This window comes from Pedobacter lithocola, from assembly GCF_042650845.1.
Lineage (GTDB): Bacteria > Bacteroidota > Bacteroidia > Sphingobacteriales > Sphingobacteriaceae > Pedobacter > Pedobacter lithocola.
Genome location: NZ_JBHSBW010000013.1, coordinates 763,236 through 777,134 on the forward strand (window position 1 = coordinate 763,236; position 13,899 = coordinate 777,134).

At 36.2% G+C, this 13,899-nt stretch carries 9 protein-coding genes; 2 read left to right on the top strand and 7 right to left on the bottom strand.

The genetic code is table 11. The features are described 5' to 3' along the window. Positions 1 to 40: 40 nt before the first annotated feature. Together ACFOWA_RS17480 and ACFOWA_RS17485 are read left to right on the top strand one after the other, a co-directional pair. A complete protein-coding gene (locus ACFOWA_RS17480) occupies positions 41 to 673 on the top strand; it encodes a nitroreductase family protein (protein WP_378987577.1) in 633 nt (210 codons plus the stop codon). Positions 674 to 815: 142 nt separating this feature from the next. Continuing rightward, the gene (locus ACFOWA_RS17485; RefSeq protein ID WP_378987580.1) at positions 816 to 3,545 is read left to right on the top strand and encodes a carboxypeptidase regulatory-like domain-containing protein; all 2,730 of its coding nucleotides are present in this window, start codon (positions 816 to 818) and stop codon (positions 3,543 to 3,545) included. Positions 3,546 to 3,611: 66 nt separating this feature from the next. Here ACFOWA_RS17485 and ACFOWA_RS17490 read toward each other — a convergent pair whose 3' ends face one another. From ACFOWA_RS17490 to ACFOWA_RS17520, 7 genes are all read right to left on the bottom strand, one after another. Beyond that, the gene (locus ACFOWA_RS17490) at positions 3,612 to 4,574 is read right to left on the bottom strand and encodes a 2-hydroxyacid dehydrogenase (protein ID WP_378987583.1); all 963 of its coding nucleotides are present in this window, start codon (positions 4,572 to 4,574) and stop codon (positions 3,612 to 3,614) included. Between the two features lie 38 nt (positions 4,575 to 4,612). Further along, positions 4,613 to 5,413: a DUF4249 domain-containing protein gene (locus tag ACFOWA_RS17495; protein WP_378987586.1), complete on the bottom strand. Its 801-nt coding sequence runs from the start codon at positions 5,411 to 5,413 to the stop codon at positions 4,613 to 4,615. A gap of 4 nt (positions 5,414 to 5,417) precedes the next feature. Continuing rightward, positions 5,418 to 7,742 (bottom strand): TonB-dependent receptor, encoded by a 2,325-nt coding sequence (locus ACFOWA_RS17500; RefSeq protein ID WP_378987589.1) that lies wholly within the window; start codon positions 7,740 to 7,742, stop codon positions 5,418 to 5,420. 94 nt (positions 7,743 to 7,836) lie between these two features. Continuing rightward, a complete protein-coding gene (locus tag ACFOWA_RS17505; protein WP_378987592.1) occupies positions 7,837 to 9,030 on the bottom strand; it encodes a cytochrome c3 family protein in 1,194 nt (397 codons plus the stop codon). 14 nt (positions 9,031 to 9,044) lie between these two features. Then, complete coding sequence (locus ACFOWA_RS17510) at positions 9,045 to 10,805, bottom strand: cellulase family glycosylhydrolase (protein ID WP_378987595.1); 1,761 nt, start codon at positions 10,803 to 10,805, stop codon at positions 9,045 to 9,047. A gap of 39 nt (positions 10,806 to 10,844) precedes the next feature. Continuing rightward, on the bottom strand, positions 10,845 to 12,212 hold the full coding sequence (locus ACFOWA_RS17515) for a glycoside hydrolase family 30 protein (protein WP_378987598.1): 1,368 nt from the start codon (positions 12,210 to 12,212) through the stop codon (positions 10,845 to 10,847). Between the two features lie 149 nt (positions 12,213 to 12,361). Then, positions 12,362 to 13,894 (bottom strand): RagB/SusD family nutrient uptake outer membrane protein, encoded by a 1,533-nt coding sequence (locus tag ACFOWA_RS17520; protein ID WP_378987601.1) that lies wholly within the window; start codon positions 13,892 to 13,894, stop codon positions 12,362 to 12,364. Between the last annotated feature and the right edge of the window lie 5 nt (positions 13,895 to 13,899).

Below are 13,899 nucleotides of genomic sequence, written 5' to 3' on the forward strand. Positions count from 1 at the left end.
TGATATTTGCTATTCAAATTGTAAAAAAAATATTTAAGATATGAGTTTAATAGAAGCTTTAAATTGGCGTTATGCAGTTAAAAAAATGAACGGCGAGCCAGCTGAACAAGAAAAAGTTGACAAAATTATTGAAGCAATACACCTTGCTCCAACATCTTCAGGCTTGCAACCTTTCAGACTTATCGTAATCACAGATCAAGAACTTAAAGAAAAAATTACGCCGATTGCATACAATCAATCGCAAATTACAGATTCTTCACATTTATTGGTTTTTGCAGCATTCGAAAACTACACTGAAGAAGGAATTGACGAAACATTTAGTCGCATGAATGCAGAGCGTGGCTTGCCAGATTCTACTACTGATGCGTATAAAGCGCAACTTAAAGGAATGGTTTTATCAAGAACCGCTGAAGAAAACTTCAATCATGCAACCCACCAAGCTTACATTGGTTTAGGTGCTGCAATTGCACAAGCCGCTTTATTAAAAGTAGATTCTACACCAATGGAAGGTTTTAACGGACCAGAACTTGATAAGCTTTTAGGTTTGAATGAAAAAGGTTTAAAATCAATTGTATTACTTCCTTTAGGTAACCGTGATGAAGCAAACGATTGGTTGGCCAACCTTAAGAAAGTTCGTACACCAATGGATAAATTCCTTATTGAATATAAATAAGCGATTTAAGCTTAGCGAAAAAGCCGGTTTTGATAATTCGAAACCGGCTTTTTTATGTAAAAAAATGTTAAACCTTTTAGCAGGCTATGAGCTCTATTTATAATTGGATATATTTACATCCTAAGTAATTAATTTCCTGTTCATGAAGATTTTTAGAATTTTATTTATTGCAGTTTCATTTTTGTATTTAATAAATTTTACCGCTTCGGCACAAACTGATACCATTAGTATAAATACCATAATAACTAAAACCAATAAAGTTTTAACAGATTATCCAGCAGAGAAAATTTACCTTCATTTCGATAAACCTTATTACGCTGTTGCCGATACTGTTTGGTTTAAAGCTTATGTAACAGAGAATCAAAATTTCCTATCGGGATTAAGTAAAATCGTATATGTTGATGTAATTAATCAACGCGATTCTTTAATTCAGACATTAAAACTTCCATTAACCGGTGGCGTAGCAGAAGGAAATATCCCACTCTCGATGGAAAATTATGTGCAAGGAAATTACCATATCAGAGCATATACTTTATGGATGCTAAATTCGGATGACCCTGCCTTTTTTAACAAAACATTTTACATCGGTGAGGCCATTGGTAAAGAAGTTAAAACACACATTACTTACAAAAATTCATCAACAGATAAGCAAGAGAAAATTGATGCGAGGATACAATTTAAGGATGTAAATAATAAACCCTACTCTAACCGAACCGTAAATTGGCAGGTTGTAACCAGTTATACCACAATTGCAAGAGGAAGAGGCACAACAGATGTTAGCGGTTACCTTACTATTAGCCTCACAGCCAACCAAAAAGCAGAATATCAACTTCAAAAAGGCGAGCTAATTACCAGCATTAACACAACCGAAAAAGATGTTGTAAACAATACCTTTCAACTCAAAAACGCCATCATAAATAAAGATGCTCAGTTTTTCCCGGAAGGGGGAAATTTAATTGCCGGCTTAACGGGTAAAGTTGCTTTTAAGGCAGTAAAAAGTGATGGTTTGGGTATAAATGCCAAAGGCGTTGTAACGGATAGTGATGGTAAGCAGGTTGCCACATTTACCGCACAACACTTAGGCATGGGCAGTTTTACAATGTTGCCAGAAGCTGGAAAAACATATAAAGCAAACATAACTTACGCAGATGGAACCACACAAACCGTAAACCTTCCGGCTGTTACCGCTACGGGAATTTCTATCATAATTAGCAATACAGACGATGAAAATATTGGAGTTAAAATTACTTCAAACGATAACTTTTTTCAACAGAATCAGGGCAAGAAATTTTATCTTATTGCACAAAGTAAAGGCGTTATATGTTATGGCGCTCAAACTGCATTATCAAATAAAGAGTACAATACAACTATACCTAAATTGAAATTTCCATCAGGTATTGCGCAGTTTACGCTATTTACGGAAAGCGGCCAACCACTAAGCGAAAGAATTGTTTTTGTACAACACAAAAACGGCTTGGCATTAACGGTAAGCAGTCCGGCGCTTAGTTACGGAATTAAGAAAAAAGTAAAAATAAATTTAGCTGCTAAAAAAGATGGCTTGCCGGTTGATGGTAATTTTTCGGTAGCTGTGGTTGATGAAACCAAAGTTCCATTTAATGAAGATGGTGCCAGCACAATTTTTACCGGTTTGCTTTTGGCTAGCGATTTAAAAGGTTATATCGAAAAACCAAATTACTATTTCACTACAACAGATGCTAAGAAAGCTGCCGATTTAGATGTTTTGCTATTAACGCAAGGTTATAGAAAATATTCATACACTGATATTATTGCCAATAAGCTGCCAAAAATCACTTTCTTACCAGAACAAGGAATTGAGTTTTCGGGTATTTTAAGGTTAAGCAACGGAATTCCGGTAAGGAAAGGTGCGCTACTACTTACCATTCCAGATAAACGAATCAACATGGAAGGAACTACAGATCCGGTAGGAAATTTCAAATTTTCCAATTTGGTTTTTAACGATTCTTCGAAAGTAACCATTACTGCAAAGTACAATGTTAACTATAAAAACATGACTTTAAGTTTAAATGGTTCGCCAACACCATCTGTAAGTAGAAATTTTAATGGAGCAGATGAAGTGCTTAATATAGACAGTACCTTAACTACCTACCTAGATAACAGTAAAAAGCAATATGCTTATCTCCATACCTTAAAAGATGTAACCATTAAAGCCGCCGCAATTCCTAAGGTAAGTCATAAAGATTACCCTGCACTTACGGGTTTATCGGCAATGGCCGACCATGAGATATCCGGCGATAGACTAACGGGTTGTAATATGTTTATCAATTGCTTGCAAACAATGGCAACTGGAACAACTTTTATCGATGGTAATTTTTATGTAACCAGAGATTATAATCAGGGCAATAAAACACCAATGGGTATTTTTATAAACGGAATGCTTATGGATGTTAATCAATTGGCAAATATTGATGCAACGACAGTAGAATCAGTAGAAATCTTTTTAAGAGATGAATTGGGTTTAGTTAACAGAAACAATAATGTTAATGGTGTACTAGTTATTAACCAAAAGAAAGCACCAAAAGGAACGAAAATATCTAAAAGCCAGTTGCTGGATATGTTGCCAAAGTATTATGAACTTACCTTTTCGCCACAAGGTTATAATAAAGAACGTCAGTTTTATTCGCCTAAATATGACGTGCCAGCAAATTTAAACCGAAACGATTTACGCACAACAATATATTGGAACCCAAAAGTTTTAACGGATAAAGCTACAGGAACAACATCTTTTGATTTTTACAATGCTGACGGTAAAGGGCAATACAAAGTTGTTGTAGAAGGTATTGATGCGAACGGAAATATAGGAAGATCTATATTTAGATATACAGTTAAGTAAGAAGTTGGTGAACGAAGATTGCTTAGTTCTTTGCAATAACGTAATCGGATCTACATAGAGGAAAAGCTAATTAGCTACTTCACTTGGTAAAGCTTCCCTATTTAACCCGGCAATAATATTTTTGGCAACCAGATTTGCCATAGCGCTTCTGGTTTCTTCAGTTGCAGAGCCAATATGAGGTAGAACAGCAACACTTTCCATATTCAATAATGGATTATCAGCGCTCATCGGTTCAGGGTTTGTAACATCTAAACCTGCACCCCATATTATTTTTTGCTCTAAAGCGGCTATTAAATCTACCTCGTTATGTATGCCTCCTCTTGCTGTATTTATAAAAATAGCTTTAGGCTTCATTTGTTCAAAAGCAGTGTTATCAAATTTGTTTCTTGTTTCCTCCGTAAGTGAGGTATGAACTGAAATAACATCGCTGTTTGCCAGTAATTCTTCAAAAGAAACATACTTTGCTCCTATTTCTTTTTCTGCCTCTTGGTTTTGGTTTCGATTGTGATAGATAACATTCATCTGATAAGCGCCAATACACTTTTTGGCCATTTCAAGTCCGATGTTGCCTAAACCAAATACACCTAAAGTTTTACCGTTTAACTCTATGCCGAGTTCGGGTGTTGGCTCATAATTTTGCCATTGCCCTTTAATAATCTTTTTATGTAAGTAAAATGCTTTTCTCGAAACGGCAAGCATCAATAAAAATGCGGTATCGGCAGTTGCGCCGCTTAAAACACCATGTGTATTTCCTATCGGGATGTTTAATTTTTTAGCTTCTGCAACATCAACATTATCAAAGCCTACCGAATGTAAGGCGATAACTTTTAAGTGTTTGCAGGCATTAAGAAAATCTGCATTAATTTTATTCGGACCAACACTAACCAATCCGTCCACATTCTTACAAGCTTCTATTAACTCAGAGGCAGTAATTTGCCTGGATTCTTTCCACTGAATTACTTCGATATTGTTTTCTTTCAATAGAGTTAAACCACTTTGAGCTATTCTGCCGCTTATAAAAACTTTCATGTATTATTAACAGCTAAAATAATAGGTTGTTTAATTTATTATGGAACTACAATGTTTAATCTTTGATAGGTATGTGCACTAAAATAACCCAAAGCGCCGTTTGATATATTTGAAGTTGGATTTGCAGGTGTTGTACCCTGGTTTGGTCCTCTACCCGTTTGCGAACTTAAGGCATACCAATAATCGAATATATTCGAATCTATGGTTTCCATCTCAACAACAACCTTATCACCCTTAACCAAATCGTCGTCGTCATCATCATCATTCGAATAAAAAAGTTGTGTTCTTAAACTGTTTCCGTCTGTAAGTCTATCGTTATTTACATAAATGCGATCTGAAATGACATCATTCACATATAAATTGAAATGATAAAAATTTTCGACGCCTACCGGGTCTTTCAAAAAAGCTGCGATGGTTTTTCTTTCATTACCAAAAAATGAATTCGAAATAATTCCAATAGAATCTAATTTAACCAGGGTGGGCATTTTAGAAATTGCCATGTAGGTTTTACCTTCTGCCACGACCTTCATGTTGTACGTAACACCAACAACACCTCGCATATTTAATGTGTAAATTCCAGGTTGGCTCTCTGTGAAAACGTAATTATTTCCTCTTGAATCGGTTACCGTAACAGCTGCCCCGCTAACCGCCGGGAAGATACTTTTGCTATCGTAAGAAACAGATTTACTGATTTTGATTTGTTGTAACGTTAACCTATCGGTGATGTTTGCTTCAATCACCAGTTGAGGTTCGGCATTATTGGTATCAACTTCAATAATTTTCTTACATGATGTAAAAATCATGCTGAATAAAGAGATGTATAAAATGAGTTTCTTCATGGTACTAAAATTTAAAATTCCAGGTTATCGAAGGAATTAAACCAAATAATGATGTTTGTTCGGCAACAGTTCTGCTTGGGTCGTTAGGGTCGTTAATAAACTCAATGGAATATGGATTTTTTCTTCCTAAAGCGTTGTAAACTCCAAAGTTCCAGCTGGATTGGAATCTTCCTGTGTTTTTTCCTTCTAATGTTGCGCTTAAATCCAAGCGCATGTTGTAAGGCATTCGTCCGGCGTTTCTTTCTGTGTAATAATAAACCGTTTGGCTATTTACAACATATTTACCTGCCGGGAAAGTTACCGCGTTTCCGGTACTGTAAATAAAGCTCGAAGAAAATGTCCATCTCTTATTTAAATTATAAATACCTACAACAGAGATATCATGAGTTCTATCTTGCCTTGCGGGGAAATAATTTCCGTTGTTCAATTCGGCAAATTTTCTTTCTGTCCGGGATAATGTATAGCCAACCCAACCGTTAAGTTTGCCAAATTTCTTTTTGAAAAACAGTTCCAAACCATAAGCTCTTCCTGTTCCATAAAGTAATTCAGATTCGATATTGCTATTTGCAAGCAACTGAGCGGCATTTTTGTAATCAATTTGATTTTGCAACCACTTGTAATAAACCTCTCCTGATAGTTCATAATTGTTATCTTCTAAATTTTTAAAATAACCTAATGAAACTTGGTCTGCAATTTCTGGTTTAATATTATTGCTACTTAAAACATATTGATCTGTCGGCGAGCTAGACGTTGCATTTGTTAAAATATGAATGTTTTGTGTGTTTCGATTGTATGATACTTTGACCGAATTTTCTTCATTAAATAGATAACTTAATGAAAAACGTGGCTCTAAGTTGAGGTAGTTTTTATAAAATTTACCGCTCTCGGCTCTATCCGTAGCCAAGATATTGCCTGCATTATCATAAGTGCTAAAATTACCCGGACCTAATAACGAAAACGCTGCTAGGCGAAGACCATAAAGAAAGTTCAGTTTTTCGGTAACTGCCCATTCATCAGAAATATACGCCGCTATTTCCAGGCCATAACGTTTTTGCTGAGTAAGTGGGTTTATTTGCGATTCTTGTGTCGTAGTAATATCAATTGGAGAAATACGATGATGTGTGGCGTTTAAACCAAAACGAATGGTGTGTTTGTTGCTAAAATATTGAAAATCCTGTTTAAAGTTAAAATCTCGAACCAGCGATGTTGCTTTAAAATTAGTAACGTCGTTTAACAGTCTAACCGTATAGTTGTAATTGTTGTAAATTAGTGATGTATTTGAGAAAAGCCTGTCGCTAAAAATATGGTTTAAACGCAGGGTTGTAGTAACGTTACCCCAATTGTTTTCAAACAAATCTTTTACGCCAATATTATCCTTACCAAAATAGCCAGACAAATAAATGGTGTTTTTATCGTCTATTTTGTAATTGGCTTTGGCGTTAATGTCATAAAAATTAAGGGTACTTCCATTAATCGCCGAATCGGGAGAAAGCCTTAAAAATAAATCGATATAAGTTCTTCGAAAACTAACCATAAAAGAGCCTTTGTCTTTTACAATTGGTCCTTCAGCTTTAAACCTCGATGCGATTAAACCAATACCACCCTGAAATTTAAATTCCTTATTGTTACCGTCATCCATCTTAACATCTAAAACAGATGATAACCTACCACCATATTGAGCAGGCATGCCACCTTTGTAAAGGCTAACATCTTTAATTGCGTCGGCGTTAAAGGTTGAGAAGAAGCCTAATAAATGTGATGAATTGTAAACCACGGCTTCATCTAAAATAATTAAATTCTGATCAGCAGCGCCGCCACGAACATAAAAACCGGTATTGCCTTCACCGCCTGATTTTACTCCGGGCAACAATTGTATCGTTTTTAAGATATCCTTTTCACCCAGTAAAACGGGAATGGAATTTAGCGATTTCATATCTACACGCTCTAAACCCATTTGTGCACTACGTACATTTTCATTTTTTCGATTTGCCGCACTTACGGTAACCTCATCCAAATCATTGGCCGATTTAAGTTCTTCGTTTAGCTTAATATCTTTATTTAAAGTGATGGTTTTAGTGATAGAAACGTAACCGGTATAACTAACCACGACCGTATAATCGCCCTGAGGTTGTGTTAAAGCATAATAGCCATAGGAATTTGTTAAAGTACCGGTTGATGTTTTACCAACCAATTTAACTGTTGCGCCAATAAGTGTTTCACCAGTACCAGCATCGCGAATCGTTCCGCTTAGGTTATATTTATTTTGTGCCGCCGCAAAATTGTAAAAGAAGAAAAGTAAAAAAAATGGTAAGAAATGTTTTATCGGCATAAAGAGAAAATGTAATTACAATTGAAATGCAAATGTACAAATTGTAGTCCTCTAAATTAACGGATAAATTTATATCACAGTATTAATCAAATTATTACTGAGAAGGATAGATACCAATATGGTGCGACCGCAGCAAATAAGGATTTACATTTTTATTCCCAGCAGTTTGAAAAGATATTAATTTTGATGCTTGCATGGGCATGTGGCAATTAATACAGTTTGCTTTTATAGTATCTTTTGCTAAAGTTTCTGCGCTGTGTTTTTGCGTTTGATGACAACTCATGCATTTTTGAGCATACAATTGCATGTTTCCCTTTACACTTTCATGCATGTTATGGCAAGATTGGCAAGTCATTTCACTTTTTTGATAACAAATACTACCTTTTAACATTGCAGTCTGGTTGCCATGAACATCGGGATTATCACCACTAAAGGAAACAAAATCTTGCGCATAAAAATTATCAAGGTTATCTCCCGGCTGAAAATTAAAAACATCTTGAATGGTTGTTAGTGTATTTCCTGAATGGCAAACACCACAAGCATCCATTTTTTGTTTTCTACTTAAGGTTTTGTAAATGGCAATAAATTTAGGCTTCTTTTCTTTGGGATTTTCTAAGTGAAAAACAACATGCTGTTTAGCTGTACCATGGCAGCGTTCGCAATCTATTCCAGTTATTAAAGTTCCTTTTTGCAGGTCTTCTTCTATAGCTAATGATGTGGTTTCTTTGGTTTCTGTTTTAACAAATGAGCTGTGGCATTGCAAACAACGTTTGGTAATTGGTCTATCGAAATACATCGCATTTGCAGGAAAACCCGGACTATTGGCCCAGGTATTAATTTCTGAGAAATGCGATAGAGGCAACTGAAATAATTTATTACCTTTCCAATAGGCGTAGGTAAATGCTTTCTCGCCCGAACCAAAAGCAATATCAAATCGTTCTGCTCTAATTTGCTTACCATCGATGTAGCCAACCTGGTATAATCCGCTATCTCTACGTTCTACTTTAATTTTCAGCCGATCGTTAAAAGCAAAAGTATTAGCATCAGCAGCCACCAATTTTTCAAGCTTCTTATTATCTACACTACCGGAACTTAATCCGTGTGCATTATGCACAAATGATTTGGAAACATCAGCATGGCATTTAACACAGCTTGCGGCACCAGCATAATTTTCACCTCTAACATCAGTCGGGATTTTATCACCTTCACTCATACAACGCGACAGTGCCAGGATGACGAGCGCCATAACACCCAAAATAAAAATTACGCGTTTGTTACCTTTTAACACAAGTGGTTTGGTGGTTATTTTACAAATTGAATATAGCTAAAATTATAACCGCCTGTATCTGAAATAACCCTTATAACCTGTTTACCGTCAGCTAAAGCTATGTTTTTAACATCGAACGTTGCGAACTTTTTTGCTCCACCGGTTTTTGGAACCTGAATGCCTGAAGCAACAGTTTTTCCGTTGATGGATATGGTTAGTTTGCCATCACTATTCGCAGATGCGGTATTTAATTTTAAAGTGTAATTTCCTTTTGACGATACGTTTACGGTGTATTGCAACCATTCTCCTTTTTCTATGCTGTTAACAAAATACTTCTCATACAACATAGAATCTTTCGAAATATCAACACCATCGTTTCTATAAATCCTGCCACGATTGCCTGCTGTTCTTTTATTGGTTACCGTATGATAATCTGCAGTATCCAAATCGAAATAGGCAAAGTTGTTTTTTCCTAAATCGTAATCAACTGCATAAATTATAGCGCCATTTTTTATGTTGTTTGCCTTAAAAGGTTTAGTTTCATTAGAATGGGGCTGGCGAATCATCGCATCAATAACATCTTTGTGGATGATAGTATTTTCCAACTTGGTGTAAATTGCCAACTCCATTAAACCGCTATACACATTACTTTCTTTTGGTTTTTCGCCGCCATTATTTATATAATTTACCACGCTGTTATAGTTAGGATTAGAATGAATTTCCATTGGATTATTAAAGCCAACTTTCTTTAATGGCCACCAAGCCCAACCAATATTATTACGTTCTAAAAGGCTGATGGCATCCGTAAACCAAGTGTTAGAATTCTCTCCTGTTTCGCCCAGCCAAACTGGTACATTTTGCTCATCTCTTGCCTTTATCATATTTGATATGGAAGCCTGATCGTTATAATTCCAATATTTATGAAAGCTAAGCACCATATTTTTATCCCATAAAGGAAATATGCCATTATAATTGTTTCCCCAACCGTTACCTTCTATAATTATAATGTGTTTCTCATCAACCTTACGTATTGCTTTAGTAATATCTACCATTAATTTTCGAAGTGGAGCATTAACCTTTTCTTTGGTCCCGTTTTTATCTTCAGCAGGATTTGTAAACCCGTAATTTGGCTCGTTTATGATATCATAAGCACCAATCCATTCTTCATTTTTATATCGCTCTGCAAGTTTTGCCCAAAGTGCAATTGTTTTTTGCTGATTGGCTTCACTTTCCCAAAGCATAGGTTTTGAATCGTCTCTATCTGCGATATTGGTGTCGTTTCCTTGTCCGCCGGGTGTTGCATGTAAATCTAAAATCAGGTACATTTTATTGGCTTTACACCAAGCAAGCAAACTATCTGTTAAAGCAAAACCCCTATCTAACCATGTATTTTTGCCCGCTGTAGGCTCCTTTTCTACGGGTAAAGTATACAAGTTATAATGCATGGGTAAACGAACAGAGTTAAATCCCCAGGCTTTTAAAGAATCGATATCGATTTTTCGGGTGTGATTGTTTAACCATGCATCGTAAAACTCTTGGGTTTGTTTTGCTCCCATTAAATCTTCGAGCCTTTCTCTAATTTTATACTGCTGCCCGTCTTTATTTATTTTTAGCATATAGCCTTCCTGCAACATCCATCCACCTAAACCAAAGCCACGAAGCAGAACATTTCCGCCTTTAGCATTAACAATTTTCTTTCCTTCAGCTTTTAAAAACCCTTGAGCAACAGATTGAAATGATAACAGCGTTAAGCCAAGAAAGCACACAAGCTGAATACGCTTTTGAAATTGGAGCATTATATATTTTGAATACATAGTAGAATTATTGTGGATTATTTACCAGATGTAAGTTGAAACAGATCCTTTTTCTAAAGTTGTAGAAACTATTTTTCCATTATAACTAATGTTGAAAGCTGTATTTGTACTACCTGTATTGGCTACGATTAAAACCTTCTTTCCATCGGGTGTTTCAAATGCGACATTTGATAAACCCGCAGGTTCATTTGATGCGATGCGAACAGAACCTGGACGAACAAATTTAGATGCATGTGCAACAGAATAATAAGCAAGGTTTTTGCTCACCCTATCTTTATCGATGGTTACCGCACCTTGGCAAGTCGGACAACCGCCTCTATCTGTAAATGGTTTGTTTTCCAAATCGGCGGCTAAATTCCACTCTAGAACATTTCTGCTCCAATTGCGTGTTGCACCAATTATTAATCTTTTTACCGGGTTGATAATATTTATGGTTGATGAACCAGGTTCCTCTACAACCATTTGTTCAGAAAAGTAAATGTTTTTATCAGGATGGGCATTGTGTACATCGGTTAATGCTTCAATTTTTCCACCATATAAATGAAATGCAGAGCCATCGATATATTTTTTAGCTTCAGGGTCATCCAAAATTGAAATTGGATAATCAGGTCTGTCGGCATTATGATCGTAAATAATAATTTTAGTTTTTAATCCGGCTTTCTCGAAAGCAGGTCCAAGATTTTTCTTTACAAAAATAGCTTGATCTGGAGCAACCATTAATAAACTTGGATTATTACCTGGATGCAGTGGCTCATTTTGAACAGTAATGGCATCAATGGTAATGCCTTCTTTTTTCATTTCTTGCACATATTTCACCAGGTATTTGGCGTAAACCTCATAAAATTCGGGCTTTAACATTCCTCCACGAGCGTCGTATGTTGTTTTCATCCATAAGGGAGGAGACCATGGCGAGCCCAAGATTTTTATCTTTGGATTTATCGCAAGGATTTCCTTCATCACCGGAATAACATCAGCTTTATCTAAACCTAAATCGAATTTTGCCTGTTGTAAATCTGTTTCTCCTTCGGGCAAATCATTATAAGAAAATACTTTTTCATTCAAATCTGAAGCACCAATACTTAGGCGGATGTAACTAACACCAATATTGTTTCCATCCGTTGCGAAAAGTTCTTTAAGCAAAGCGGCTCTGGCAGGTGCCGACATTTTAATGATGTGTTGCGCACTTCCACCTGTTAAGGTATAACCAAATCCATCAATTGGTTGGTAAGTTTCTTTATCATTTACAATGATAGTTGGGTTTTTATTCTGCTCAGATGAAAATTTTAGCACCGCAGTTTGTTTGCCAAACAACACTGATCTATCTGTCTTGGTAAGCCATGAACTCACATTATTTTGTGCAGTTGATTGTAGCGCTGATATGCTAAACATAACTACAAAACAGCAGCTTATCGCCTTAAATTTCATATTGGCAAGTAATTAAATGAACTCATATATATTTGGAAGAGAATAACTTCCCTTTAGAGAAGGCTGTACCATAATTCTCAATTGAAATTGATTTATGATACAGCCTATTATAATTATTTTGTACCTCCGTACTCTTTGTTTTGTTGTATTTTAGTGTTGTTTAATTCTGCTTGAGGAATAGGGAAAATTTCATTTTTATTCGCAGTAAAACCTTTATAAGCCAACACTGTTGCTGCCTTACCCCAACGAACCAAGTCAAGAAAACGATGACCTTCGCCTGCCAACTCAGCTCTTCTTTCTCTCATAATGTTATCCATGGTAACTGCAACCGGATTTAATCCAACTCGAGCTCGTACTGCATTAAACAATTGATAAGCACGACTTCCAACACCAACTGCACCACCACTTTGCAAAATAGCTTCTGCTTCTAACATGTAAGTATCAGCCAAACGAATTTCGTACGAATCTTGAGGAAAGTTTAACTCTGTTTGTCCTGTAGGTGCTTTATCAGCAACGCGACCAATGGTTTTTTCTAAGAAATAACCACTGTTTTGGTAACCTTTTTCGTAAGTAGCAATGCCATTTTTTTCCAAACTATCTAAATTTGCAACAGTTGCTTTATTTCTAGGGTCGAAGTGGATGAAATCAAAAAACTCTTTTGTGAATACCAAAAAGCTGTAGCCCGAATAATAATCAGGTGCAGAAGCCAACACTGGTTTGTAACCACGTGGACCAACAATGATGTTTAACAAGTTACCTTCAGACGCACCTGCATCGCCCCAACCACCGTTTGATGCATTAGAGTGCACAATTTCTAATATAGATTCGGTATTGAATTTGTTGTTCACTTTAAATAAATCGCCAAAGTTGGTTAGTAATTTATAACCGTAAGTAGCATTTGCCTGTCCAGGAGTAGAACCGTTTACAATTGCAAATTGTTCTGCAGCTTGTGCATATTTTCCTTGCTGTAAATAAACCTTACCAAGCATTGCTTGTGCAGCACCTTTTGTTAATCTTCCACCTTCTGATGCTCCGGTTATTGTATTTGGTAAGCTTGGGATTGCTTCTGTTAAATCTTTCTCGATTAAAGCATAAACCTCGGCTGGTGCTACTTGTAAAACCTCATAAATTTGTTTTGGATCAACCTCTGAAGTTAGCAATGGAATGTTTTTGAAGAAACGCACCAAATCAAAATAAAAGATAGCTCTTAGTGCTTTGGCTTCGCCAGTGTAACGGGCTTTAAGCGTTGCATCCATACTTATGCCACCAATTTTTGATAAGAATACGTTGGCACGGAAAATACCAGCATAACCTTTATTCCACAAATAACCTTGCGGACCAGTTGTTGGGTTTAGGGTGAAAGTATTTACAACTTGCAAATCATTGATATCTGAAGGCCCACCGCCGCCTGCAACCTGATCATCAGATGCAGCAGACGTGATTGCAACTTTATCATATAAACCACCAGCCTGAGCTCCAAATCTATCGTAAATAGAAACCAGTGCAGCAAATGCATCAGCTTGGGTTTTATAGTAATTATCCAAAAGAACACGTTCCTGAGGATTAATTTCCAAGTATTTTTTACAGCCTGCAAATAGTTGCAATCCAGCCAGGATTACAACTACATAAGTAATTTTTCTTTTCATTTTAT